General features: G+C 39.9%; 18 protein-coding genes and 2 pseudogenes. 18 read left to right on the top strand and 2 right to left on the bottom strand.

The genetic code is table 11. The features are described 5' to 3' along the window. Nucleotides 1–113 precede the first annotated feature (113 nt). A pseudogene (locus AWM74_RS03295) lies at nt 114–800 on the bottom strand (IS3 family transposase); the annotation flags it as partial. Nucleotides 801–1,044: 244 nt separating this feature from the next. On the opposite strand from AWM74_RS03295, the gene fadE reads away from it, so the two are divergent. From fadE to AWM74_RS03265, 4 genes and pseudogenes are all read left to right on the top strand, one after another. Next, nucleotides 1,045–2,247, top strand: a complete 1,203-nt coding sequence (fadE, locus tag AWM74_RS03285; RefSeq protein WP_026465273.1) for an acyl-CoA dehydrogenase FadE — start codon at nt 1,045–1,047, stop codon at nt 2,245–2,247. Nucleotides 2,248–2,334: 87 nt separating this feature from the next. Next, nucleotides 2,335–3,891 (top strand): annotated as a pseudogene (locus tag AWM74_RS03275) (CoA-transferase). A gap of 133 nt (nt 3,892–4,024) precedes the next feature. Then, nucleotides 4,025–4,255, top strand: a complete 231-nt coding sequence (locus AWM74_RS03270; protein WP_236702846.1) for a hypothetical protein — start codon at nt 4,025–4,027, stop codon at nt 4,253–4,255. A gap of 181 nt (nt 4,256–4,436) precedes the next feature. Next, nucleotides 4,437–6,884, top strand: coding sequence for a 5'-nucleotidase C-terminal domain-containing protein (locus tag AWM74_RS03265; RefSeq protein WP_051218111.1), 2,448 nt, complete (start codon nt 4,437–4,439; stop codon nt 6,882–6,884). Between the two features lie 105 nt (nt 6,885–6,989). On the opposite strand, the gene AWM74_RS03260 is transcribed toward AWM74_RS03265, so the two are convergent. Continuing rightward, a complete protein-coding gene (locus AWM74_RS03260; protein ID WP_026465275.1) occupies nt 6,990–7,919 on the bottom strand; it encodes an AEC family transporter in 930 nt (309 codons plus the stop codon). A 587-nt stretch (nt 7,920–8,506) separates the two neighbouring features. Between AWM74_RS03260 and AWM74_RS03255 the strand changes: the two genes are divergently transcribed. The 14 genes from AWM74_RS03255 (at nt 8,507) to gatA (ending at nt 26,627) form a co-directional block, all read left to right on the top strand. Further along, on the top strand, nt 8,507–9,685 hold the full coding sequence (locus AWM74_RS03255; protein WP_026465276.1) for an ABC transporter substrate-binding protein: 1,179 nt from the start codon (nt 8,507–8,509) through the stop codon (nt 9,683–9,685). Between the two features lie 389 nt (nt 9,686–10,074). Then, entirely contained in the window at nt 10,075–11,262 is a 1,188-nt protein-coding gene (locus tag AWM74_RS03250) for an ABC transporter substrate-binding protein (RefSeq protein ID WP_026465277.1), read from the top strand. A gap of 132 nt (nt 11,263–11,394) precedes the next feature. Then, nucleotides 11,395–12,588 carry an ABC transporter substrate-binding protein gene (locus tag AWM74_RS03245; RefSeq protein WP_026465278.1) on the top strand — a complete coding sequence of 398 codons (1,194 nt, stop codon included), beginning with the start codon at nt 11,395–11,397 and terminating at the stop codon, nt 12,586–12,588. Nucleotides 12,589–13,001: 413 nt separating this feature from the next. Continuing rightward, the gene (locus AWM74_RS03240) at nt 13,002–13,880 is read left to right on the top strand and encodes a branched-chain amino acid ABC transporter permease (protein WP_026465279.1); all 879 of its coding nucleotides are present in this window, start codon (nt 13,002–13,004) and stop codon (nt 13,878–13,880) included. An 8-nt stretch (nt 13,881–13,888) separates the two neighbouring features. Beyond that, on the top strand, nt 13,889–14,875 hold the full coding sequence (locus AWM74_RS03235) for a branched-chain amino acid ABC transporter permease (RefSeq protein WP_026465280.1): 987 nt from the start codon (nt 13,889–13,891) through the stop codon (nt 14,873–14,875). A 2-nt stretch (nt 14,876–14,877) separates the two neighbouring features. Then, nucleotides 14,878–15,651 carry an ABC transporter ATP-binding protein gene (locus AWM74_RS03230; RefSeq protein ID WP_016897926.1) on the top strand — a complete coding sequence of 258 codons (774 nt, stop codon included), beginning with the start codon at nt 14,878–14,880 and terminating at the stop codon, nt 15,649–15,651. A gap of 3 nt (nt 15,652–15,654) precedes the next feature. Beyond that, nucleotides 15,655–16,374 carry an ABC transporter ATP-binding protein gene (locus tag AWM74_RS03225; protein ID WP_003141476.1) on the top strand — a complete coding sequence of 240 codons (720 nt, stop codon included), beginning with the start codon at nt 15,655–15,657 and terminating at the stop codon, nt 16,372–16,374. A gap of 127 nt (nt 16,375–16,501) precedes the next feature. After that, nucleotides 16,502–17,245, top strand: coding sequence for a glycoside hydrolase family 73 protein (locus AWM74_RS03220; protein WP_051218113.1), 744 nt, complete (start codon nt 16,502–16,504; stop codon nt 17,243–17,245). A gap of 101 nt (nt 17,246–17,346) precedes the next feature. Next, a complete protein-coding gene (locus tag AWM74_RS03215) occupies nt 17,347–18,003 on the top strand; it encodes a GntR family transcriptional regulator (protein WP_026465283.1) in 657 nt (218 codons plus the stop codon). A 645-nt stretch (nt 18,004–18,648) separates the two neighbouring features. Continuing rightward, complete coding sequence (locus AWM74_RS03210) at nt 18,649–21,231, top strand: UvrD-helicase domain-containing protein (RefSeq protein WP_026465284.1); 2,583 nt, start codon at nt 18,649–18,651, stop codon at nt 21,229–21,231. Nucleotides 21,232–21,273: 42 nt separating this feature from the next. Next, nucleotides 21,274–23,286, top strand: a complete 2,013-nt coding sequence (ligA, locus tag AWM74_RS03205; RefSeq protein WP_026465285.1) for an NAD-dependent DNA ligase LigA — start codon at nt 21,274–21,276, stop codon at nt 23,284–23,286. 161 nt (nt 23,287–23,447) lie between these two features. Beyond that, nucleotides 23,448–24,578, top strand: a complete 1,131-nt coding sequence (locus AWM74_RS03200; protein ID WP_051218115.1) for a CamS family sex pheromone protein — start codon at nt 23,448–23,450, stop codon at nt 24,576–24,578. Between the two features lie 289 nt (nt 24,579–24,867). Next, complete coding sequence (gene gatC, locus AWM74_RS03195) at nt 24,868–25,173, top strand: Asp-tRNA(Asn)/Glu-tRNA(Gln) amidotransferase subunit GatC (protein WP_026465286.1); 306 nt, start codon at nt 24,868–24,870, stop codon at nt 25,171–25,173. Next, the gene (gene gatA / locus AWM74_RS03190; protein WP_026465287.1) at nt 25,173–26,627 is read left to right on the top strand and encodes an Asp-tRNA(Asn)/Glu-tRNA(Gln) amidotransferase subunit GatA; all 1,455 of its coding nucleotides are present in this window, start codon (nt 25,173–25,175) and stop codon (nt 26,625–26,627) included. Before gatC ends, gatA begins: the two co-directional genes overlap by 1 nt. Nucleotides 26,628–26,633 lie beyond the last annotated feature (6 nt).

Here is a 26,633-nt window from a genome sequence, read left to right as displayed (position 1 = left end):
CCCAGTTATATGATTAAGGTGTCTATAGTAGACCCAAAAAGTTAGACTAAATTTTATGAGAGTTGACCGATTGGTCAGCTCTTTTTTAATACATGCAATTTGGCTTAATTCCTGTCTTGTTTGAGTATACTGAAGAAATTTTCCATTTGTGAATTGTCATAACAATTCCCTTTTCTAGACATACTTTGGAAGATATCATTATCTTTTAAATTTTTTGAATACCGTTTCATTTGATAAGCCCAGCCTTGGTCTGGATGAAAAGTTCTTCTGAATATGCAATCATTTGTACGTTCTATAGCTGCCTTCAAAGCTTCCATCATACTTTCATCGTTAGGCCGTTTTGTTATTTGAAAACTGATGATTTCGCTATTGAATAAATCCATATAAGGATCTAAATAAAGTCTGCCTGTCTGAGTGTTGCTTAACTGGTCCATATAATAGTATTTGAATTCAGTTGTATCAGTCGTAATTTTTTGATGTGGAACTGATGTGTTAAAACGTCGTTTTAAACGATTTGCTGCTACTTTCCCTACAGTTCCCTTATATGACTTATACTTTCTGCTTTTGTGTGAGAAGGCAGTTACAAGAATGCCTAATTCACGCATTAAGCGTAATACTTTCTTCCGATTTATATGATAACCTAATTTTTTTAACTCGGGAGTCAGTCTTTTATACCCATAATCTTTATTTTTCTCTCTTAGTTCTAGTAAAGCATCTTTGTAAACTTTATCCTTGTCTGGGCGTTTAGATTGCTTCCTAATATAGTGATAAGTTGCCTTTGGAAAGCCAGTTACTCTCAAACAAGCAGAAAAAGACGGCGCGACACTAGAAACACTAATGCCTTTGATTTCAGGGCGTAGGTCTTATGAAGCGATGCAAAATGGGGATGTCCAACATGCGCAACTCAGCATGGGTCAAGTCGTGGGGCGGATTAACGAGATTATGACAGTTGATGAAATATTTGAGGAGCTTATTAGTGGTTTCCAAGAACGACATGCCTATATGACTAACCTTTCGGCTGTATTTAAGTAGGAGGGTAGGCATATGGATAAACAGCAGATACTTTCAGGTTTATATCCTGAAGACGTATATGGTTTCAGCCAAAAATTAACTGAAATAGAAGTTGAATTGTTGAGTAAATTGCGTCAAGTATTAGAAAATCAAATAGCACCTACTTTAAAACAGCACTGGAAAGAAGAGTCTTTTCCTTTTGAGGCTTTTAAAGCGGTCGGCGACCTAGGTTTAATGAACCATCCTGATTTATTCAAAGAAAGCCAGCACCCATATAAAGTGAGCGAATATTTTAATCTTTTCCGTTATTATGAATTGGCCAGGACGGACATGTCCTTAGCAACTTTTATGACTGTCCATTCGGGGCTAGGCTTCACTACCTTACTACAAGGTGGAAGTCAGGAACAAATCGATTATTTCGCACCAAAATTTACTAGTTTTGAGTGGCAGACTTGTTTTGCCCTAACTGAGCCCGACCACGGGTCAGATATAGCTGGAGGTATGGCGACAACAGCAGTAAGAGATGGCGATAACTGGCTACTGAATGGTGAGAAACGTTGGATTGGCGGCGCAGGTTCAGCAGATTTCATACCAATATTTGCCCGTAACCCAGAAAATAATGATATCCTTTGCTTCATGGTATCAACCGCAACCGAGGGCCTTACTGTAGAGAAGATTGATGGGAAAATAGCCCTAAGACAGGTACAAAATGGTCATATTCATTTAAAGAATGTACAGGTGGCTGAGGCCTTTAGACTACCTAAAATTCAATCCTTTAGAGATGTTTCGCGTATCCTTTACGCAACGCGTGCAGATGTTTCCCATATTACGGTAGGTGGGCATGCGGGTGCCTTAAGAGCGGCTTTGAAATATACGGGACAGCGAGAACAGTTCGGTAAAAAAGTTAGCCAATTCCAAATTACCCAGGAAAAATTAGCGAGGATGCAAGCGAATGCTGCAACTGGCTTATCCTTATCTTATCGCTTAGCTGAACTTCAAACTGAGGGGAAATATGCTGAAGTGCCAGCTTCAATTGCTAAAATGCAAAATGCTCGTTTATTAAGGGAAACTGTAGCATTGGGTAGAGAAATTTGCGGAGGAAATGGTATTACGGTGGATACGGAAGTTGCAAGATATTTTGGAGATGCAGAGGCCATTTATTCCTACGAAGGCACACATGAAGTAAATAGTCTGATTATAGGGCGACATTTAACAGGATTTAGCGCCTTTGTATAGTTTGTTTAAAAGTCTTGTAGCGGACCGGGTGCGAAAACTTAGTCCGCTATTTTTATTGAAGCATTAAAAAGAATTTAGAGGTGGACTATGAAAAGTAAGGTTCGTTCAGTAACAGAAATTGTCACCTTAATAAAGGATGAGGCACGTATTGCTTTCACAACCAGTGGTATTGGTGGTTTGGCGGAAGAATTTTTTGGCGCATTACGTCAGCAATATGAGCAAACCAGTCATCCCAAAGACATTACTGTGATATCAGTTGCAGGACTCAGTCGCGGTGAGGGAACGGGAATTGATTTATTGTTAGCAACTGGATTACTCAAACGCTATATCGGGTCTCATATCCACGGGGCCCCATTAACTGGGCAAGCTGCCTTGAATAATCAAATTGAACTATTTATTATACCGCAAGGAACGATTGGTTTACTTTATCGAAATGCTGCGGAAAAAGGACCGGGCGTATGAACAAAAGTTGGACTTGACACCTATGTAGACCCTCGTCATTCTGGCGGAAAGATGTCTGATAAAGCTCGTCAGCAAGAAGACTTAATGACAGTTGAAACACTACAAGGCGAAGAGTGGTTATTTTACAAGAGCATTGGCATTGATGTAGCCGTTATTAAGGCAACTTATGCTGATACTCAGGGGAATTTGGCTTTCACCCATGAGCCCATGAACCTACAAGCCTTAACAATGGCTATTGCAGCTAAGAATTCTGGTGGAATCGTCATTGCTCAAGTTGAACAAGTAGTCAAAAGAGGTAGTTTACAGGCAAAATCCGTTCTTGTACCAGGAATTTTAGTAGATTACGTGTATAAAGGCACACCTGAGTATCATCAACAAACTTTTGCTACAAGCTATAATCCGTTGCTTTCAAATGAGATTCGTAGCCATTATTTGCCAATAAAATCAGCACCCTTGTCCCCTAAATTGGTGATTGCACGTAGGGCAGCTTTGGAATTGAAGCGGCATTCGATTATTAATATAGGAGTTGGGCTTCCTTGTATGGTATCTAATTTATTTCATGAAGCAAATTTACTGGATCAATATCATTTCACCACCGATTTAGGGGCTGTTGGTGGGGTACCTGCTCCCGGATTTGACTATGGACCAAATTATAATGCTGAGGCAGTCATTAACTCTGGTGACATGTTCGACCTATACCATGGTGGTGGTCTAGAGACAACAGTACTTGGATTTGGTGAAATAAACCAAAATGGCAATGTGAATACGACTTTATTGGGCAACCGTATTATGGGGCCTGGCGGCATGATGGACATTGTGGAAGGGGCAAAGCAAATTATTTTTGTAGGTCCATTTATGGTGAGAGATAAAAGTCATATTGAAAATAACCAACTAGTAATTGATGATCAAGGAAATAAAAGTAAGTTTACGGACGCCTTACCTTATGTCACTTTCAATGGGCTAAAAGCAGTTAAGGCGGGTAAGGAAATAACCATTGTGAATGATAGAGCGGTATTTGAGTTGAATAAGGAAGCGAAATTGGTTTTAACTGAAGTGGCACCGGGTCTAGACTTGCATAAAGATATTCTAGATCAAATGGCATTTACGCCCTTGATAGCGGATGATTTGAAAGTAATTGACGGCCATTTACATGAGGAAACATGGACTTTAAGAAGTCGCTAGGGTGAGTAATGCGTTTTCAATGAGAAAATGATGGGAAAACCCTATCCTAGCAATATTTGACAGGTCTTTATAAAGATTATAAAATAGGTGGGACTGATGGCTGAATTAAGATATTTAGGAGATAGTAATGTTGATGAATAGGGTAGCAATTGTCGTTGAACCTGTGACAAAAGATCAATCAGGCGAAATCCGCGTCTTAGTTGATCAAATAGTTTACAAGGCAAAGAGTGCAATTCCTGACGGCGAATTCGTTCAAAACGAATTGGTTAAGATTTGCCGCATTGAAGACGACATCGCATACTGCCAACGTGGTATGCTAGATAATCAATATGATCAAGATATCAAAGTTTCTTTTGGTAGCTAAAATACTAATATTTTTTGCAATACATTTAGAATGCAGCAGGTTTCCGGTAATAGGGTGCCTGCTTCTTTTATTTTAAAAATATTATTTACACAAAATTTACATCATATAAATAGCGATATTAACATTTAGTCGGTATGATACTAAGTGGGACACTTATTGGGTTTTATATGAGGAGGAGAACATGTCAAAACGTTATTTTATTTCTACTAGTCGTATTGTGTTATCAATCGCAGCAGCAGGTATCGTTGGTTTAGCAGCTACACCTCAAGCTGAAGCAGCAGAAGTAACCGCCGTTGCTGAAACACCCGCAACAAATGCCACAAGTACTGAAGCTACGACTTCTGAAGTGGTTGCTGAAGAAGCACCTACAACTGAGGAAGCGTCAGCAGTTGAAGAATCTGTAGCAAGCGAAACAGCAGAATCTTCAGCAATAACTGAAACAACAGAAGAAGTAACTACTGAACCTGTCGTTGAAGAATCAACACTTGTAGATCCAGTTGTTGAAGACGTGATTACTGAAGACTTAACAGTGTCAGAAGTAGCCGTTGAAACACCTGTAACGGCTGTAGCAAGCGACGCAGATACGGATGGCGACGGTCGTCCAGATGAAATTACCATTGCCCATACAAACGATATCCATGGACGAGCTCAGCAAGATGGTGGTGTAATTGGTATTGCGAATGCAGCACAATACTATGAAGAAATTGGTGCTGATGTGGTTGTAGATGCCGGGGATGCCTTCCAAGGGTTACCTTTATCTAACCATGACGAAGGCGCTGCGATGGCTGAAGCAATGAAAGAGGCTGGCTATGACGCAATGGCAGTAGGTAACCATGAATTTGACTTTGGTCAAAATGTGGCGATAGGTTATCAAGATAAAACAGGTTTTCCTGTCTTATCTGCAAATACGGTGTATGCTGATAGCCAAGAATTATTATTTTTACTATCTACAAACATTGCTAGCCAAGGATATAACTTGGGTGTAGTGGGCGTAACAACACCAGAAACAGCGACTAAAACACATCCAAATAACGTTGAGAACATTGAATTCTTATCTCCAATTGATACAACAGTTGATGAAATTAACCGTTTAATTGAAGACCAGACAACAATTGAAGATGCCTTTATTGTCTTATCGCATTTAGGTGTAGATGCGACAACCAATGAAGAATGGCGAGCAACGGCCTTAGCTGCAGCCTTAGATGATGTTGCTGCCTTCGATGCCTATCAAATTATTGTCTTGGATGGTCATTCTCATACAGCTTTTGCCAATGAACGTTACGGTAATGTCTTGTTACAACAAACAGGTACTGCTTTAAACAACATTGGTTTAGTGACATTGAACTTTGTTGATCCATCATTAACAGAAGGTCAATTAGTGGATGCACAAACAGCCTTAGAAACAATTGGTTACGAATTTGACGAAGAGGGCAACCAAGTAACTGCTGGCCGTACAAATGAAACAGTTCAAGCGATTGTTGATGATGCTTCTGCAACTTTTGAAGAAGAAACAGGACGTGTGATTGTTGATGAAAATCCAGTGTGGTTTAACGGTGTTCGTGAATACGTGCGTTCACACGAAACAAACTCAGGTACTTACATTACGGATGCTATGGTTGAATACGGCCGTAACGGTGGCTTCAACAACCCAACTGATTTCGCTATGATCAACGGGGGTGGTATTCGTGAGCAAATCGTTCAAGGTGAACCAATCACTGAAGGCGACGTGATTGCTGTTTTACCATTTGGTAATATCATCTCTCAAATCCAAGTAACTGGTGAAACAATCTACGACATGTTTGAATTGGCTTACTCAGCAACGACTGTAACGGAATCTTATTCATCTTCTGATGGTCAATACACTGTAGAAGCAATCGATGAAGACTCAAACTTACCAAGTCTAGCAGCTTTAGGTGGTTTCTTACAAGTATCTTCTGACATCAAAATCTACTTCGACCCAACATTAGAAGTAGGTCAACGTGTATTAGGTGTTTACATCTTAAACCGCGAAACCGGTGAATTTGAATTAGTGGCTGATGACGCAAGTGGTAGCTACTTCATGGCAACTAACGACTTCTTAGCACAAGGTGGGGACGGCTATACGATGCTATCTGGTGAACGTGAAGAAGGGCCTTCGTTAGACCGTGTTGTGATGGATGTAATGGAAAGTGGCGTTGTAAACTTAGCAGACTACGCTGACGAATTACCACAAAATCAAATCATCCCAATGTTAACTGCTGACTACGAAGCTTTACTTGCTGAAGCTGGTGAAACACCAGGTGAAGAAGTTCCGGGCGAAGAAGTACCAGGTGAAGAAACGCCTGCAGAGGAAACTCCGGCAGAAGAAACAACTGGCGGTGAAGCAGAAGAAGAAGCGACTTCAGGTAAAATGGATGGACAATCAGGTTCAACTGAAGCTGGTTCTACAGATAAAACAATAGATAAAGCAGCAGATAAAGCTGATCCTAAAACCCCAGGTAAATCATCTAAAGCTGAAGAAAAAGAAGCAGCTGTAGCCGCTGCGGCTACATTGCCAAAAGCTGGTTTTACAACTGGCGGTATTGGAATGGCAATTTCAGCAATCATAGCGGGGTTAGGTCTAGCATTACCTGGGCGTAAACGTCACTAATTAAAAATATATAGATACAAAAAGATGGCTATCTCTGTTAAACGAGAAATAGCCATCTTTGTTTGATGTTCATTATTTATTAAAACCGTGAATTGTCATTTAGTTTTAGGCTAAGTCCAAGATATTTATTAATAAGGGGATAGTGGCAACGGAAGCAAGCGTCGAAAGAAAGACATAATTAGTAGAGAAAGTGACGTCTCCTTTGTATAGTAAGGCATATGAAGTGGCAACTGCTGGACCGGGTGTTGAAATCGTCACTATCAAGGTAGAAAGAATCAATTCATTGCTGATAAAATGACGGAATATAAGGAAAATAATTACTGGTAAAGCAATCATTTTGATGGTCATTAACAGATATACACGAGCATCTGCAAAAGCATTACGGACATTTGAATGGGCAATAGCCATCCCAATAACCATCATTGCTAAAGGTGTGGTTGCAGCTCCGACCATAGACATCGTTTCTTCAAGGATTGATGGCAGCTGCCAGCCCATCAGGAAGAAGATCAAGGCAGCTAATCCTGCTAAAAATCCTGGTGAAAGGAAAAGTTTTTTGGCTAATTGACCTGGATTTAAATCAGTATCATTACCGCGACTCATCGCCCAAACACCAAAGCTATAGATAAAGAGATTAGTAGGGATATTTACTAAAGATGCATAGAACATAGCGCCAGGTCCATATAAAGCGAGAATTAAAGGGAGGCCCATAAAACCGTTATTTTGAAAAACAGTGAGAAACTGGACAGTTCCCATTATGCTTTTGGGTGCCTTTAATAATTTGGGTACAAAGAAAGACGAAGCGATAAAAATAAACCAAGTGATAAAAGCGATAATGAGAAAGTTAATGGCGTCGCCCTTTGTGCCTAAATCACCGGATGAATTGATGGTGGATAGGATTAAAGCGGGTGCAGTAACCACAGTAATCATTTGAGCCATGTCACTTTGAATGTGGTCACTGAATATTTGTTGTCGTTCAGCAACAAACCCGATTAACATGATCATCACCAGAATAATCATTTGAATTATAGACGTCATAACTTCACTCCTCCGTTTGTTTTAACCTAAGTATAGCAAAGCTTTTGTACATGATTTCTAAATAGAATCAAAAATGTATAAATGAGTAAAAGCGAGCAAAAAAAGTGTTAATAACAGCGGTTACAGTCAATTTAGGGGATACTGTCAATAGGTTTAAAATAAAATTATAAAATGATTAAAATAAGACTTTATTATTAGAATTTAATTTGGTATATTATAATCAACTCAGAAAAACGAAAAGGAGCGAGGTACCATGAATAAAGATCAATCAATGGCTGTTTGGGCCTCAAGCCCAATTCGTAATTCTTACGCATCGTTATTACTTTTATTAGCTTAGTTAGGGTTCTACAACATGATGTAGGGTCCTTTTTCTCATGAAATATGGGCCTAGCTAATTAGCCAGTGGTTCGTATTTCACGAAGTGCTGGCTTTTTTATTTGGTTCAATTTGGGCTAATTAAAGAGGAGGGTAATGAAAACGTAGAGATGGTTTTTGAGGGTATGAATGCCTTTTTCCTAATGAATGGCTAAAAGGTATCTGTAAAATTCAATAATAAAATATTTAGTGTGAATATAGGAGGATTTATGATGAATATTAAAGGTATTAAACGTTTCTCAGTAATGTTGCTTTCAACAATGGTGATTGCGGGTTGTGGGAATTTAACGCAAACGTCTAGCTCAAATTCAAATACTAGTTCAGATACGGTTAAAATCGGTGGGAACTTTGAACTAACTGGTTCAGCGGCGGGTTACGGTAATGATATTAATAATGGAGCTAAGCTAGCTGTTGAAGAGATTAATGAAGCAGGTGGTATTGATGGTAAACAAATTGAATATGTTGAAGCAGATAATAAATCTGATGCCAATGAATCAGCATCTGCTGCTGCGCGTTTGATTGATGAAGAAGGCGTATCAGCAATTGTTGGACCTTCGTTAACAGCTAACTATCAGGCACAAATTAATGCGGCAACACAAGCACAAGTACCTTTCATCGGACCAGCGGTAACAAGTGACGGTGCAACTTTAGATGCCAATGGTGAAGCTTATGAATATGGGTTCTCAGTAGCCTTCCTAAACTCCTTCCAAGGGGGAGCGATTGCACGTTTTTCAAATGACCAAGGATATAAAACGGCAGCAGTTATGCAAGATAACTCTTCAGATTACGGACAAATTCTATCAGACGAATTTACAAGCGCTTTTGAAGGGGATGTTGTAGCAACTGAATCTTACGTGTCAGGAGATACGGATTACTCTTCTATCTTGACGAATATTAAATCTAAAAATCCGGATGTCATCTTCATTGCAGGTTACTATACTGAAGCGGGAACAATCATCAAACAGGCCCGTGAAATGGGTATTGAAGCAGCGATTGTTGGACCGGATGGTTTGGCCTCAGAAGAGTTGAGCTCACTTGCGGGTGAAGAAAACATGAATGACATCTACTATGTATCTCATTTCGCCTCAGATGAAGATGCTTCAAAATCCTCTCAAGAATTCTCAGCAGCCTTTGAAGAGGCTTATGGTAAAGCACCAGATGAGTTTGCTGCTTTAGGTTATGATGCGGTTTATCTATACGCAAACGCAGTAGAAGAAGCTGAATCAGAAGATAATCAAGCGATTGCTGAAGCTTTAGCAAATACAACTGATTTCCAAGGAGTAACAGGTGCTATTACAATGAAAGATGACCATACGCCAAATAAAACAGCTTACATCCAAGAAATTCAAAATAACGAAGTAGTTGGATCAACAGCGGTAGCGCCAGAATAAGTTTCGTACTTTTTCTTTGTTAAAAAGATTATATGAATTTTCTAGCAAAATTTTAATAAATAGCTTGTAACCGTTATAAAACTCTGCTATATTAATAGCAACTCATTAAGAACAAATTAGAAAGGTAGTGAAACAAGATGAAAACAGCTGTAAAACAATCCTGCAATGTCAATAGTCCTGTTTCGCCAACCTTTGCCAACATTATTATTATTATTAACTAAGGGGATTCTACAAATATGTAGGGTCCTATTTCTCGTTAAAGAGGGGCCTTGGTTAGAACGACGGTCCTGAAGAGGCTGTCGTTTTTTTTATGGAAAATAATGATGTAGCGCTTGGGTTTGGACATGAGGCAAAATTAAAATCAATTACGTTCTGGGGAGGACATATAGATGAAATTTAAAAAACTAGCTTTAACTTTATTATCTACCGTCACTTTAGCTGCTTGTGGGGCTGCGACTTCTACTAGCAATTCAGGCGCTTCAAACACTGCAGACAACGAAACTTTCAATGTTGGTGGTAACTTTGGTTTATCAGGTGCCTTTTCTGCTTACGGTACTGCGATCAATGATGGTGCAGCCTTAGCCTTTAAAGAAATCAACGAAGATGGTGGTGTCTTAGGTAAAGATGTGAACTACATCTCTGTAGACAACAAGTCAGATGCAACTGAGTCAACTACGCAAACTGCTCGTTTAATTGATGAAGAAAACATCTCCGTTTTAGTGGGTTCTGATACAACAGGTTCAACTGAAGCACAAATCCAAACAGCGACTGACGCAAGTGTGCCAATTGTTGCACCAGCTGCGACAGGTGACTCATTAACATTAGATAGCTCTGGTAATGTCCTGGAATACGTATTCCGTGTGCCATTCCAAGATGCTTTCCAAGGTTCTGTATTAGCGGAATTTGCTAACCAAGAAGGTTACGAAACTGCAGCAATCATCCAAGATAACTCTTCTGACTACGGTCAAAACTTAGCAGCTGAGTTTGATGACATCTTTGAAGGTGAAGTAGTCGGAACTGAATCTTACGTTTCAGGTGATACTGACTTCAACTCAATTTTAAATAACATCGCTTCTAAGAACCCGGATGTAATCTTTATTGCTGGTTACTACACTGAAGGTGGTTCAATTGTGAAACAAGCCCGTGAAATGGGTATTGAATCAGCAATCTTAGCACCAGATGGTTTCGGGGCTGAAGAATTCGTTGAATTAGCTGGCGCTGAAAACGTAAATAACTTCTACTACACAGCTCACTATACAACTGGTGAAGGTGCAACTGATAAAACAACTGAATTCGTTGAAGCCTTTAAAGAAGAATACGGTTCAGCACCAAACATGTTTGATGCTTTAGGTTATGATGCAGCTTACTTAGTAGCAGATGCAGCTGAACGTGCGGGCGAAGATGACCGTCAAGCGATCACAGATGCCTTAGCTAAAACAACTGACTTTGAAGGGGTAACTGGTACTTTCTCATTTGATGAAAACCACAACCCAGTGAAAACTGCTTACATCATCGAAATGGCAAATGGTGAAGAGGTAGGTTCTTCAGCAGTAAGTCCGGAAGATGTTGCCAACTAATTTTGATCTATAAAACAATTTTTAAAAATTAAAATAAAATTAAAAATCGATTGCTTTTTGAGGAGAGCCACCTTATACTAATGTTAGTCTTATCTTTATTGTTCCAAATATAAAATTTTGGAGGAATTTATGATGAAAATGAAAAAAATGCTTTTAACAATGGGTTCTTTAATGATGTTGGCGGCCTGTGGTTCAGTGACGCAAACATCCAACAATGCAAGTTCAACTAGCGAGAGTAGCGGAGATACTATCAAGATTGGTGGTAACTGGGACTTATCTGGTGCTGGTGCAGCCTATGGTGGCCCGGCAAATGAAGGGGTTAAATTAGCTTTTAAACTGGCGAATGATGCTGGTGGCATTAACGGTCAAACGATCGAATATGTTGAAGCTGACAACCGTACTGATCCAAATGAGTCTGCCAATACAGCAACACGCTTAATTGATGAAGAGAATGTACAAATGATTATCGGGCCAGCAACAACCGGTGCATTTGAAGCACAAATTCCAACTGGAACGAATGCTGAAATACCAATGATTGCGCCAGCTGCGACGGGTGATACCTTAACAGTTGATAGTTCTGGTAATACATTAGAGTACGTTTTCCGTGTAGCTTTCCAAGATGCTTTCCAAGGTTCGGCACTTGCAAGTTTTGCTAATGGTGAAGGTTATGAAACTGCCGCAATTATCCAAGATAATTCAACTGATTACGGACAGAACTTATCTGCTACGTTTGAAGAAGAATTCCAAGGAAACATTGTTGCAAATGAGTCATACATTGCAGGTGATTCTGACTTCAATTCAATCCTAAATAACATCGCTTCTGACGATCCGGACGTAATCTTTATAGCTGGTTACTATTCAGAGGGTGGTCCAATCGTTAAACAAGCACGTGAAAAGGGAATTGATGCAGTTATTCTGGCACCAGATGGTTTTGGTAGCCAAGAGTTTATTGATTTAGCGGGTGCGGAAAATGTAACCGACTTCTACTACACTTCTCACTATACAACTGGTGAAGGGTCAACAGAAGCAACGGCAGAGTTTATTGAAGCGTACGAAGCTGAATACGGTAAAACACCAGACATGTTTGCTGCTTTAGGATACGATGCTGCCAACTTAGCGATTGACGCTATTGAACGTGCAGGATCAGATGATCCAGCTGCAGTAACAGCTGCAATTGAAGAAACAGAAGAATTTGCTGGTGCGACCGGTACATTCTCATTCGATGACCAACATAATCCAATCAAGACAGCTTACATTCTAGAAATGCAAGAAGGTGAAGTTGTAGGTTCTACTACAATCTCTCCAGACGACATCGTGAGTGAATAGAGTAGTCTGACCATTTAATAAAAAACAAATTTGGGAAGTTCTAGATGAAATGCAAACTTTGTACATGTTTGTCTTTTTAATACTAGGACTTCCCTTATTTTATGTTGAATAATGAGGAAATAAAGCGTTAACATCGTCAAAAGTGTTACGGTTTTAAAACAAAATTAGAAAATTATTAAAAAAGATTGCATAAGAATTGGCATATTCTTATAATAAAACCAGTCTTATTCTTATGGTATTTGCGGTAACTAGGTCAACTTCTGCAATGGCAGGGATGACAAAAAGTTGAAAATATTAAATGTTACATGAGTAAATACATACTTTATTAATAAAGATGAACAAATATAATGTTGGATTATATTTGCCGTGGGGCAACTCACAAGTATTCAAAAAAGGAAAAGGAAGTGAAATAAATGGAGATGTTTTTGCAACAGCTTGTAAACGGACTCTCTTTGGGTAGTATTTATGCCCTTATGGCTTTAGGTTATACAATGGTATACGGAATTATCGGCTTGATTAACTTCGCGCACGGTGATGTTTATATGGTTGGAGCCTTTTTTGGTTTTTGGTTAATTACGGGGTTAGGGATGAATATTATTCTAGCACTTATATTAACAATGATTTTTACAGCAATTTTAGGGGTAATTATTGAGCGTGTGGCATACAAACCTTTACGTAAATCAACACGTATTGCAGCCTTAATTACGGCAATAGGGGTATCTTACCTATTACAAAACTTTATGATCTACTATGTAGGACCAGAAGTACGTGCCTTCCCTACATCATTACCAAACTTATCATTAGATTTAGGTTTATTTACGATTTCAACACAACAAGTAGTGATCTTCATTGTAACGATTATCTTGATGATTGCCTTACAATACACTGTTCGTCAAACAAAAATGGGTCAAGGGATGCGTGCAGTATCTGTAGATGCTGATGCAGCGCGTTTAATGGGGATTTCAGTAGATAATGTCATTTCCTTTACCTTCGCTATTGGATCGGCTTTAGCTGGTGCTGGTGGGGTATTAGTTGGTATCTACTATAATTCTATTTCGCCAACTATGGGACTAACACCAGGTATTAAAGCTTTCGTAGCGGCTGTTTTAGGTGGTATCGGATCAATTCCTGGTGCCATGTTAGGTGGTATTTTAATCGGTGTGGTTGAATCAATGGTATCTATGATTGGTTTATCTACTTGGCGTGACGCTGCGGTTTACTTCATTTTGATTATCATTTTAGTCTTCAAACCTAGCGGATTGTTAGGTAAAGGCACACAAGAGAAAGTATAGGAGGGTGTATGATGAAAAAAGAATCATGGGCAAAAAACTTCTTTACTAAATCAACAATTACTTGGATTTGTGTGATTTTGGGACTATTCTTCTTAATCATGGCAGCCTATTTAATGGGATTAGTAACGTCGTTCTATCAAAATATTATGGTGACAATTGGGATTAATATGATCCTAGCTGTTGGCTTGAACTTAGTAGTAGGCTATGCGGGACAATTCTCGCTGGGTCACGCAGGGTTTATGGCGATTGGTGCCTACGTTGGTGCCATCCTTTCAACGCAAATTCCAGGACCAATCGGTTTCTATGCTGGTATGGCTGCTGGGGCTGTTTTAGCAGCTATCGTCGCTTTAATCGTAGGGGTTCCTACCTTACGTTTGAAAGGTGACTACTTAGCGATTGCAACTTTAGGGGCTTCTGAAATTATCCGTATCATCATCCAAAACTTGGAAATCACTAACGGTGCTGCTGGTATCTCAGGTATTCCAATGAACGTAACTTGGATTACTTTATTTATCTTCATTGTTTTAACAACATTATTAATTGTAAACTATATCCACTCTAGTCCAGGACGTGCTACTATTGCCGTTCGGGAAAATGAAATAGCTGCCGAATCTGTTGGGGTAAAAACAACTAAATATAAAATCATTGCCTTTGTAATCGGTGCTGTAACAGCTTCAATTGCAGGTACTTTATACGCAGGTTACTTCTCAGTAATCAACCCATCACAATTTACTTTCCAACGTTCAATCGATGTTCTAATTATCGTTGTATTCGGTGGTATCGGATCAGTAACAGGTTCATTCGTTGCGGCAATTGCCTTAGGACTACTAAACTCAGTTTTAGCCCCTTTAGGTCAATTACGTATGGTTGTATATGGTATCGCGATTATCGCCATCATGGTATTCAAGCCATCAGGTTTGATGGGTGATTTTGAATTACAATTCAGTAAATTATTCAACCGCAAGAAAAAAGATTCTGATAAAGAGGAGGCATAACCATGTCATTATTGACGATTAAAGATTTAAATAAAAATTTTGGCGGGTTAGCCGCTGTATCGAATGTAAATATTGATTTAGAAAAGAATGAATTAGTTGGACTTATCGGCCCTAACGGTGCAGGTAAAACGACATTATTCAACTTGCTGACTGGTGTTTATGAGCCGAGTTCAGGTGAAGTAAAATTATCAACTGACGAAGGTGACGTGGTTTTAAATGGTAAAGAGCCAAGTGAAATCAACCGCTATGGTTTAGCAAGAACCTTTCAAAATATCCGTTTATTTGGTCAGTTGACTGTTTTAGACAACGTGTTAGTAGCTTTACATACTAAACACGGCGCTAGCTTCTTGTCTAGTGTTTTGCGTACGCCAGCTTTCTACAAAAACCGAGAAGAATTAAAAGAACGCGCAATCGAATTGCTAAGCATTTTTAACCTTCAAGATTTACTATATGAAAAAGCGAAAAACTTGCCATATGGTCAACAACGTCGTCTAGAAATCGTTCGTGCCTTAGCGACTGAGCCAAAAATCTTATTCTTGGATGAACCAGCTGCAGGGATGAACCCAAATGAAACAGCTAATTTAACCGAATTAATCCGTCAAATTCAAAAAGATTTCGACATTACAGTAGTCCTTATCGAGCATGATATGTCGCTAGTAATGAATGTGTGTGAACGTATCTACGTATTAGAATACGGTAAATTGATCGCCCACGGTACACCTAGTGAAATCCAAAGTAATCCAGCGGTTATCAAAGCATACTTAGGAGGCGAGTAAAATATGACAATGTTAGAAGTAAAAGATTTGAAAGTCTCATACGGCATGATTGAAGCGATTAAAGGGATTAGCTTTGAAGTCAATCAAGGCGAAATTGTTTCCCTAATCGGTTCCAATGGTGCGGGTAAATCCACAACCTTACGGACAATTTCAGGTATCAAACCAGCTAAAAGTGGTCAAATTCTTTATGAGGGACAAGATATCCTAAAATCAAATGCAATGAAGATTGTAAAAGCAGGCATTTCTCAAGTGCCTGAAGGGCGTCACGTATTTAAAGGGATGTCAGTTAAGGAAAACCTTTTAATGGGCGCTTACACTCGTAAAGACCGTGATGGCTTAAAAGAGGATATGGAAAAATCATTTGAATACTTCCCAATCATTAAAGAGCGTTTAAATCAAGACGCAGCGACTTTATCAGGTGGGGAACAACAAATGGTTGCCATGGCAAGAGCTTTAATGGCTAAGCCAAAATTACTATTGTTAGATGAACCATCAATGGGATTAGCACCATTATTCATCCAACAAATCTTCAACATTATTGAGGAAATCAATGCAGCTGGTACAACAGTGCTATTGATTGAACAAAATGCCAAGCAAGCATTAAGCATTTCTGACCGTGCTTACGTTATGGAAACTGGTAAAATCTTATTATCAGGATCTGGTCAAGAATTATTAACTTCTGAGAAAGTGCAAGAAGCTTATCTTGGTGGGGCAATGGTATAGATTTATATAATCTTAATATAAGCGTTGAGTAATCGTAATGGTTTACTCAACGCTTTTTATGTATAATGCAAGGGAAAATGGACTAATTACGGTCAAAATAAGATGTAAGTAAGGGGGTGACAATATTTTGGCAAAGAAAAAGAAGCAAAAAGGACGCAAATCAAATGGTTTGCAAGGTTGGTTTAAAGGGTATCAACAAGCATTCAGGCTAATTTTCAAAAAAAGAAAATATAAAAAAATACAATATATTTCCAAGAAGAGACGTTCACAACGTCGTAAAGAAATATGGTTAGGAACACTTGCAATTCTTGGATTAATGCTATTTTTCCTTTTCCGAGACTATCAAGGCGTACCCACGTCAAGTGACACATCCAGTGAAGAGGTGGAAATGGTATATACGGACCAAGAATTTGTGGATTTAGTCGGGCAATATGCAGTAACTGAATATCCTAATTCTCATGTATTACCAAGTATTGTCACCGCCCAAGCAGTATTAGAATCTAATTTTGGTAAAAGTCAATTATCTAGTGAGTATTTTAATTTATTTGGTCGTAAATCATATAGCCCAAATGATCCAAGTGTAGATTTACCCACACAAGAATTTGTGAACGGCCAATATATTACGGTGGATGAGCCTTTCCGGGTTTATACATCCTGGGAAGAATCAGTAGCTGATCACGGAAGGTTACTTGCAAACGGCACTTCATGGAATGAAACACATTATAATGGTGTTTTGAATGCAAGTTCGTATAAAGAAGCTGCCTATGCCTTGCAAGAAGCTGGCTATGCCACCGATCCTAATTATGCGGAATCTTTGATAGATGTGATAGAAAGATACGAATTAACTAGGTTTGATAACCAGGTTCAATAGGATAAGTGAAAGAAAATTCATTTGCAATGGTACCTATTCAAGTGTATTATAAAAGATGAACAATATTTCGGTATATTGTACTTTTTATAGGGGGTAGAACCGTGGCAAAGACTAAGAGCTATAAGGACATTGCGTATCAGTACCTAAAGGAACAAATCGATAGTAATTTGCTATTACCAGACACACACTTAAAAGAAGTGGAGATTGCAGAAACGCTAGGCATGAGTCGTACGCCGGTTCGAAAAGCCATGGCACAACTTGCTGAAGAAGATTATATTCGTATTGAACAATACAAGGGTGCGGTAGTAGCGAAAAATGCACTAAACGCACGAGCAATTGTGGAACGTCTACAATTTATTGAATTGTTAACTATGAATCTCTTCCAGCAAATGCAAAATAAAGATGTCCAAGTAGACATTGAACGCGTTGAAGAATTAAAACAAAAAATTTCTGAATCACTTGCAGCATATGACTTGGAGACTTACTTTGATACTGAATTCAAAATGTTTACCTATTTGGTATCCTTCTATCCGAATTCATACTTCAGACAGGTTACCTTGAATACAATTCAACCCCTACATGAATTGTACATAAAAGAAGCCAAGGAAGATCACTCAACCTTCAAACGTGAAGCGAATGATTTAAAAGAAATCTACCCAACGATGTTGAAAGCTTTAGTACATAAAGATTATGCGATGGCGCGTAAACAAGCCCGCATCTGGATAAACCAATTAATTCTTTATCAAATCAACAAATAGGAGAGAGACGAATCTTAAAAGGTTCGTCTTTTCTTATGGCATCAGCTTGTGACATACCTTGTTTAATCGGGCTCCACAAACCAGAAATGACTGCGTCTCAGATTAGTTTGCAACTGACTGCGTCAGTCACTACACTAATCTTCCAACGGTTCATTTCTACCGGTTTGTGTCGCACCTTGTTAGTTGAGCTCTTCAGAGCAGTCAGGTGTCCGCTTCAAATATAGTTTGCGTGATGTGCCATCACTACAACTATATCTTCCATCTTATGAGCGAGTTAATGCTTTAGCATATACTCGCTCAAATGCGTTAGAAGTCTCCTGCCTTAGCGCTCTGAATCACATCCTATAATCGGGTTCCGCAAACCAGAAATGACTGCGTTTCAGATTAGTTTGCAACTGACTGCGTCAGTCACTACACTAATCTTCCAACGATTCATTTCTACCGGTTTATGTCGCACCTTGTTTAAACGGGTTCGCTCGACCAGCTCAAGTCCACTTCAGACTAACTTGCAGCTGATTGCATCAGCCACTGCATTAGTCTTCCAGTGTTGTTGAGCTGAGCGGTCGCTCTCGCACCTTGTTTTCGTTGAACAGGTGTTCTATAAATGGTATCCTTATCAATGAAACTATACGGGAAGGTGGCCTAATGATGGCATTGAATCAATTTACGAAGGGGCTTAATGATCGACAAAAGGAAGCTGTTGAGCATACCGAGGGGCCGCTATTAATTATGGCTGGTGCTGGTAGTGGGAAAACACGTGTTTTGACTCACCGCATGGCCTATATTTTAAGTGAAAAAGATGTGAATCCTTGGAATATTTTGGCGATTACATTTACCAACAAGGCCGCTAAGGAAATGAAAGAACGAGTTTCAGCTCTAGTAGGCCCGGATGCCAATGATATGTGGGTATCCACTTTTCACGCTATGTGTGTACGTATTTTAAGAAGAGAAGCTGAGGCAATTGGTTTTACAAGGTCCTTTACCATAGCTGATCCATCAGAACAGCAAACCCTTATCAAACGTATTATTAAAGAATTAAACTTAGATAAGGATAAATTCTCTCATAAAATGCTGCTAGGGCGTATTTCTGATGCGAAGAATAACTTAATGCTACCAGATGACTACCGTCAAAATTATTCTGGATATATAGAAGATGTAGTGGCAGATGTATATGAACGCTACCAGAAAGGTCTTCAAGCAGCGCAATCTTTCGACTTCGACGATTTAATTATGTATACCGTTAAATTATTTGACCAACAGCCAGATATTCTGAAATACTACCAACAAAAATTTCACTATATCCATGTGGATGAATATCAAGATACCAACGAAGCCCAATATAAATTGGTCAAACACCTAGGAGGGTACTTCCATAATGTGTGTGTAGTAGGGGATGCTGACCAGTCTATTTATGGTTGGCGTGGTGCCAATATGGAAAATATCTTGAACTTCGAAAAGGATTATCCAAAATCAACCACTATCCTATTGGAACAAAATTATCGGTCTACTAAAAATATCTTGCAGGCGGCCAATAATGTCATCAATAAAAACACCTATCGTAAGGATAAGACCCTTTGGACAGATAATAACCAGGGTGAATTGATTTCTTATTACCGGGCGCAAAATGAGCGTGACGAGACCAACTATGTCATCGGTAAAATTAAAGATGCTATTAAAGGTCAAAACAAGCGTTACGGTGACATTGCCATTCTGTATAGAACCAATGCTCAGTCCCGAGTAATGGAGGAGAATTTGGTCAAGGCCAACATGCCTTACCGGATCGTTGGCGGTCTAAAATTCTACGACCGCAAGGAAATTAAAGACATTCTAGCTTACCTACGTCTACTGGCCAATCCATCTGATAACCTATCATTTACGCGTATTATCAACGTGCCTAAACGTGGTATTGGACCAGGAACCCTAGATAAATTAAACACATTCGCCAGCCAGCAAGGGATTTCCCTTTTACAGGCGGCAACCCTAGTCGACCATTCACCAATCACTGGTAAAGGTGCTACGAATTTAAAGGCTTTCGGCAAAATGATGGCCAATCTCCAAACGCAACGCGAATTCTTAGCCATCCAAGACTTAGTCGAGGAAATTTTAGCGCAAACCGGCTACTTAAAGGACTTGGAAAATCAGAAAACACTTGAAGCTGACGCCCGCATCGACAATATTCACGAGTTCATTTCGGTAACCCAAGAGTTCGACAAACGTTGGGAAGCTGAGCAAGAAGACCGCGAACAAGCAGCGCAAATTGCGGCCCAAGAAGAAGCGGACCGGCCGACAGAATTACAAGAAGCCAACCTCAACCAAAGTGACGTGAATCCGGGCAATAACCCACTCAATCCAGATGGTACCTTCAATTTATTCGACCTTGAAGGGATTCAAGCAGAACTTGATGGTGTGATTGACAACAATCCGGCTGAAGATGATGCCTTGATGGGCTTTATCACGGATTTATCATTGGTATCAGATTTAGACAACCAAGAAATTGACCAACAAGGGGAATTGACCTTGATGACTTTACATGCGGCTAAAGGACTTGAGTTCCCAATTGTTTTCATTATTGGGATGGAAGAGGGCATGTTCCCACTAGCCCGTGCTGCTAAGGAAGAGTCGGAACTTGAAGAGGAACGACGACTTGCTTATGTAGGCATTACCCGAGCGGAAGAGAAATTATACTTAACCAATTCATTGTCGCGCTTGCTTTACGGGAAATACCAGTCCAACCCAGTTTCGCGATTTATCGCAGAAATTGATGACGAATTATTAGACGACAGCGAAAATGAGCGGTCTATTTTCCAACCATCTGGCGGCAGTCTATCAGACTTACCATTTGGTAGCAGCAGCTCATCAGGTTTCGGTTCATCATCTTCATCCGGCTCAGGATCTGGCTCAGGCGCAACTTTTGCGGCAGATTATGCCAGCAAACGTAAACGAGCGTCCAACACCTATGAAAGAGCCAATGCCAAGTCTTACTATGAACGCAAGAAAGAAGCGAAACGGTCAGTATTTGACCCAGTTACCGCTAATAAAGATATTAAAACAGTAGATGGTCCAGTAACCTGGGCTATCGGCGATAAAGCCGTCCACAAAAAATGGGGTGTTGGGACAGTTGTCAAGGTTTCAGGTACTGGCAATGACCAAGAGCTAGATATCGCTTTCCCTAATCAAGGGATCAAGCGTCTATTATCTGCCTTCGCCCCAATTGAGAAACAAGCTTAAAATATACATCACGGAATAAACGGAATAAAAGGAGATTGAACGATGACAAAGGATAACCAACAAAGTATTGATGTTGCGCGTATTGAAGCCTTAACCCATCTCTTGAATGACTATGCCTACCAATACTATGCCTTAGATAATCCAACGATTTCGGATACCGAATACGACAAACTTTACCGTGAGTTACAGGATTTAGAAGCCAAGTACCCAACTTTCATTCAAGCTGAATCGCCAACGCAACGGGTGGGGGACGCTGTGTCCGAAGCCTTCACTAAGGTAACCCATTCACAACCGATGATGTCCCTAGGTAATGCCTTTAATTTTGAAGAAGTAGCTAAATTTGTAGCAGATGCAAAGAAAAATGTTGGCGAACATATACGCTTTGTATGTGAGTTGAAAATTGATGGTTTATCAGTAGCTATTCAATATGAAAATGGCCGTTATGTCAGAGCAGCCACTCGGGGGGATGGTGTTGTTGGGGAAGATATTACCAACAATGTTCGTACCATTAAATCAGTCCCTATGAAACTTCGCCAAGATATTGATATCGAGGTGCGCGGCGAAATCTACATGCCTAAGGATGCCTTTTTGGCCTTAAATGAAAAACGTGAAGAAGCAGGCTTGCCAACTTTCGCTAACCCGCGGAATTCAGCTGCTGGATCAATCCGTCAATTGGATTCAAAAGTCACAGCCAGTCGTAACTTGAATATTTTCTTATACTCTGGGGTCTTTTCTGATCAATTACCGATCAAGAGCCAACAAGACTTATTCCAACATTTCCCAGACTATGGCTTGCGTGTAAACCCGTTAACCAGAGTGTGTGAAACTTTCGAAGGAATTCAAGCCTACATTGAAGAAATGACTGCTAAACGTCACGAATTGTCTTACGGTATTGATGGGATTGTTATCAAGGTAGACGATTTTAGTGACCAAGAAACTTTGGGCTATACGGTTAAGGCACCGAAATGGGCGATTGCCTACAAATTCCAAGCCGAAGAAGTGGAAACGACCATCCATGATATCGAGTGGACGGTTGGGCGTACAGGTGTAGTGACTCCAACTGCCATTATGGAACCAGTTTTATTAGACGGGTCAACCGTTCAACGGGCTAGCCTCCACAATATGGACTTGATTGAGGCTAAAGATATCCGCCTAAATGATACAGTGGTCATCCATAAGGCGGGGGATATTATTCCAGAAGTGGTGACGGTTGTTTTAGATAAGCGACCTGAAGATTCAACGCCGTATCCAAAACCAACGACTTGTCCGGTTTGCCATAGCGACCTAGTCCATTTAGAGGATGAAGTGGCCTTGAGATGTGTGAACCCAGCTTGTCCAGCCCAAGCAAAAGAGAAGTTGTATCATTTCGTGTCGCGAAACGCCATGAATATTACCGGTGTTGGCCCATCTGTCCTAGAACAAATGTATGACAAGGCCAATGTCCATAGTCCAGCTGACTTATACCAAGTCAAGAAAGACCAATTGATGGCCTTAGACAAGGTTGGGGACAAGGCGTCAGATAAGATTATCCAAGCTATTGAAGCTTCCAAAGAAAACTCACTTGAGCGCTTATTATTTGGTTTAGGCATTCGTCATGTTGGGGCGAAAGCTGCTCGTCAGATTGCTGAAGTATACCCAAGCATGCAAGAAATTATGACCAAGGAAATAACCGATTTAACCAATATTGAAGGAATTGGCGAAACCATCGCGGATTCTATAGTTGCCTTTTTTGCTACAGACGGCGCGCGCAAAACCATTGACGCCCTAGTGGAAAATGGTGTCAACATGAAGTACAAGGGGCCGGTTAAAGCAGAAGTTGAAGCCATCGATTCCTTCTGGGCCGGCAAAACAATCGTCCTAACTGGGAAATTATCTCAGTACACAAGACCGGAAGCCAAGAAAGCTATCGAAGCCTTAGGTGGTAACGTTACAGGGTCCGTTTCTAAGAAGACGGATATCCTAGTTGCCGGGGAAGATGCAGGGTCAAAATTGGCCAAAGCAGAAAACTTAGGCGTTACTGTATTTTCTGAACAAGACATGGTTGACAAGTTATAATATAATAGACTCTATGAAGTGCGTTTCGAAATAGCTTCTTTAGACGGACTACAGTCATCCTATCGGGCTTGAAAAGTTGAAACGACTTTTCTTGAAGCGCCAGAAGAAAAACGCGGACTTGTGATTGGGGAGAATACCAAGTTAAGAAAGGGAATGTCGTATTGAAAATCAAAAAATTCAAAACCTTATCTATATTATTGGTGGCAACCTTGGCCCTAGCAGCCTGTCAAGATGACCAAGCGGATTCAACCGAATCAGCAGGTTCAGCCAGCCAAACTTCATCTACTTCATCTAATAGTGAAGAACAACAAACAAGCCAATTGTCGACAGAATACTACTCGTCATACATTAGTGACGGCACTTACCAAACCAATTCTGCTTCAGGCATCACAGCGGGGGCATCTTCACAAGCCAATGCGGAGAATTTAGAGCGCGGTTTGTATGACCTAGCCAAGAACATTTTTTCCACTGAAGACTACTCGCTCCAAGAAGGACAAGTCATCGGCGAGGATCAGACCTTGGCTTACTTAACAGCCCAATCGGACAAAAACCCAGAAGGATTAAATCCATCAGGTGCACGCTCTGAAACACTGGATGGATATGAGCCTCGCTACTTAAATTCTATTATGGAATATGATGTTGTGGACCAAGATGGTAATGTAGCTGGTATTTCAATCGGTTTGGGGATGAACTATTCGGACACCTTTAACTCTGAATCAGAAACACAAGAATTTGAAATCACATCCGAAGAGCGTATCGAACATGGGAAACAAATGGCGGAAAAGATTGTAAGCAATATTCGTCAAGATGAAGCTTACGCTGATACGCCAATTCATGTGGCCATTTTTGAAAATGAGGAATCAGGTGATCTAGGTGGTGGTACTTATACCACAGATGCCGTTTCATCAAGCGGCAACTCATTCGGTGACTGGTCCACTTATAATCAGGACTTCGTTGTTTATGCCGTAGATGATGCACCAAACGAAGAAGATACTGTATCCTTCACCCGTTTCCGTGACCAAATCCAGTCCTTCTACCCTCAACTATCAGGTTTATCAGGGGTAGGATACTATCAAGATAACGAACTGCAAAACGTTAATATTGTAATCAATAGTCAGTTTGATGGTTATAGTGAAGTTATTGCCTTGTCTCAGCAAGCAATTTCAACTGCTAGCTCAGTATTCAATAACAATATTGAGATTCAAATTCAAGTAGTGACCGCTGACGGTGTACGCGCCTTATTGACGAGAAATAAAGATTCAGACACCTTTGACTATGTATTAGTCGATTAACATGTGTGATGTTTTGTGACATATCAATCTATTTTTCTTATTTGAAAAAAGGGTTGTCAGCTGTTTGCTAGCTGACAGCAATAGGAAAAATGAGCAAATCGATAGGCAAGTTTTAGTAAAAAAGCTTGTCTATTCGTATTTATAAGCTATTTTTCAATATAGAAGATTAAAATTGTAAAAAAATACTCATGTAACCTTAATTAACATTGTTGACTTGAGCGGTTTGTGCTAAAATGAAACAGGTAAAATAAGGCGAAAACTAAGCTGAAAAATGAAGGAGGAACCCGTTATGTCAATTTCTGAAGAAGAAGTTAAACGGATTGCTAAATTAGCTAAATTCAAAGTTGAAGACCAAGATGTCGTTCACTTTACTGAAGAATTTGGGAATATTTTAAATATGATCGAAGAATTACAAGAAATCGATACTACAGATGTAGCGCCTATGTTCTGGGCAGTCGATTTTGAAAATGTGATGCGCGAAGATAAAGTTGTGAAAACACAAACTCGTGATGAATTATTTATCAACGCCAAAACAACAGTCGATGGCTTTATCGAAGTGCCATCAATTATTGATACAGATGGAGGCGACGCTTAATGGAAAAATTTACAGATACAATTCGCTCATTAAATGAGAAATTAGTAGCAGGCCAAGTAACATCTGTTGAACTAGTGGAAGAAGCTATCCGCCGTATTAAAGCAGAAAATGACGTTATTAACGCTGTGATCACTTTAGACGAAGAAAATGCTTTAGCTAAAGCCAAAGCATCTGACGAACAAGGTTACTCCTCTGACCGACCATTACAAGGAATTCCGATTGGATTAAAAGACAATATTTTAACAAATGGTGTCACTACTACAGCAGCATCTAAAATGTTAGCGGACTTTGTACCAATTTATGATGCAACAGTTACTGAAAAATTAGCTGAAGCAGGTGCGATTAATATTGCCAAATTAAACATGGATGAATTCGCCATGGGTGGTTCAAATGAAACGTCTTATTTCGGCCCAGTTCGCAACCCGTTTGATACAGACCGCGTACCAGGTGGTTCTTCAGGTGGTTCAGCGGCCGCAGTTTCAGCTGGTCAAGTGATGGCAACATTAGGTACCGATACAGGTGGTTCAATCCGTCAACCAGCAGCTTACAACGGTATTGTAGGTATGAAACCTACTTACGGTCGTGTGTCACGTTGGGGTGTGATTTCTTTTGCTTCATCATTAGACCAAGTTGGGCCAATGACTCGTACAGTTGAAGATAATGCGATTATGTTAGAAGCAATTGCTGGATATGATGACCATGATTCCACTTCAGCAAACATTGAAGTGCCTAACTATGTAGCTTCTATGAAAGATGGCGTTCAAGGGTTAACAGTTGGTGTACCGGTAGAGTTCTTCGGTGACTCAGTTGATGATCAAGTGAAAGAACAAGTTCGCGCATCAATCAAGCAATTAGAAAATGCTGGTGCAACTGTTAAAGAAATCAGCTTCGAAAATCTGAAATATGGTATTCCAGTTTACTATATCATTGCCTCTGCAGAAGCATCTTCAAACTTACAACGCTACGATGGTATCCGCTATGGTTACCGCGCAGAAAACTTCAATGACTTAGAAGAATTGTATGTAAATACAAGAACTGAAGGTTTTGGTGATGAAGTAAAACGTCGTTTGATGACAGGTACATTCTCTATCGCATCAGAAAACTTCGACGAATACTTCATGAAAGCTGCTAAAGTACGTATGCTAATTAAAGAAGCCTTCGACAACATCTTCTCTGAAGTTGATTTAATCGTCTCGCCAGTAACTACTGGTACAGCCTTTAAATTAGGCGAGAAAAATGATGATCCAATCGAAATGTACATGGCTGACTTATTAACAGTTCCTGTAAACTTAGCTGGACTACCTGGTTTATCAATGCCTGTTGGTTTTGACGACAAAGGTCTACCAATTGGTTTACAAATCATCGGTAACCGTTTCGAAGAAGAAAAAATTTACCGTGCAGCTTATGCTGTTGAACAAGTAAACGACGCTTATACTAAACATCCAGCAGAGTAAGAGGGA

It is taken from the genome of Aerococcus urinaeequi (genome assembly GCF_001543205.1).
In the GTDB taxonomy this organism is placed as follows: domain Bacteria; phylum Bacillota; class Bacilli; order Lactobacillales; family Aerococcaceae; genus Aerococcus; species Aerococcus urinaeequi.
This window is presented reverse-complemented; position numbering and strand designations above follow the sequence as displayed.

Excerpts from the sequence above, each read along its gene's own strand:
- fadE (WP_026465273.1), top strand. The coding sequence starts at position 1,045 with ATGGATAAACAGCAGATACTTTCAGGTTTATATCCTGAAGACGTATAT.
- AWM74_RS03270 (WP_236702846.1), top strand. The coding sequence starts at position 4,025 with ATGAATAGGGTAGCAATTGTCGTTGAACCTGTGACAAAAGATCAATCA.
- AWM74_RS03265 (WP_051218111.1), top strand. The coding sequence starts at position 4,437 with ATGTCAAAACGTTATTTTATTTCTACTAGTCGTATTGTGTTATCAATC.
- AWM74_RS03260 (WP_026465275.1), bottom strand. The coding sequence starts at position 7,919 with ATGACGTCTATAATTCAAATGATTATTCTGGTGATGATCATGTTAATC.
- AWM74_RS03255 (WP_026465276.1), top strand. The coding sequence starts at position 8,507 with ATGAATATTAAAGGTATTAAACGTTTCTCAGTAATGTTGCTTTCAACA.
- AWM74_RS03250 (WP_026465277.1), top strand. The coding sequence starts at position 10,075 with ATGAAATTTAAAAAACTAGCTTTAACTTTATTATCTACCGTCACTTTA.
- AWM74_RS03245 (WP_026465278.1), top strand. The coding sequence starts at position 11,395 with ATGAAAATGAAAAAAATGCTTTTAACAATGGGTTCTTTAATGATGTTG.
- AWM74_RS03240 (WP_026465279.1), top strand. The coding sequence starts at position 13,002 with ATGGAGATGTTTTTGCAACAGCTTGTAAACGGACTCTCTTTGGGTAGT.
- AWM74_RS03235 (WP_026465280.1), top strand. The coding sequence starts at position 13,889 with ATGATGAAAAAAGAATCATGGGCAAAAAACTTCTTTACTAAATCAACA.
- AWM74_RS03230 (WP_016897926.1), top strand. The coding sequence starts at position 14,878 with ATGTCATTATTGACGATTAAAGATTTAAATAAAAATTTTGGCGGGTTA.
- AWM74_RS03225 (WP_003141476.1), top strand. The coding sequence starts at position 15,655 with ATGACAATGTTAGAAGTAAAAGATTTGAAAGTCTCATACGGCATGATT.
- AWM74_RS03210 (WP_026465284.1), top strand. The coding sequence starts at position 18,649 with ATGATGGCATTGAATCAATTTACGAAGGGGCTTAATGATCGACAAAAG.
- ligA (WP_026465285.1), top strand. The coding sequence starts at position 21,274 with ATGACAAAGGATAACCAACAAAGTATTGATGTTGCGCGTATTGAAGCC.
- gatC (WP_026465286.1), top strand. The coding sequence starts at position 24,868 with ATGTCAATTTCTGAAGAAGAAGTTAAACGGATTGCTAAATTAGCTAAA.
- gatA (WP_026465287.1), top strand. The coding sequence starts at position 25,173 with ATGGAAAAATTTACAGATACAATTCGCTCATTAAATGAGAAATTAGTA.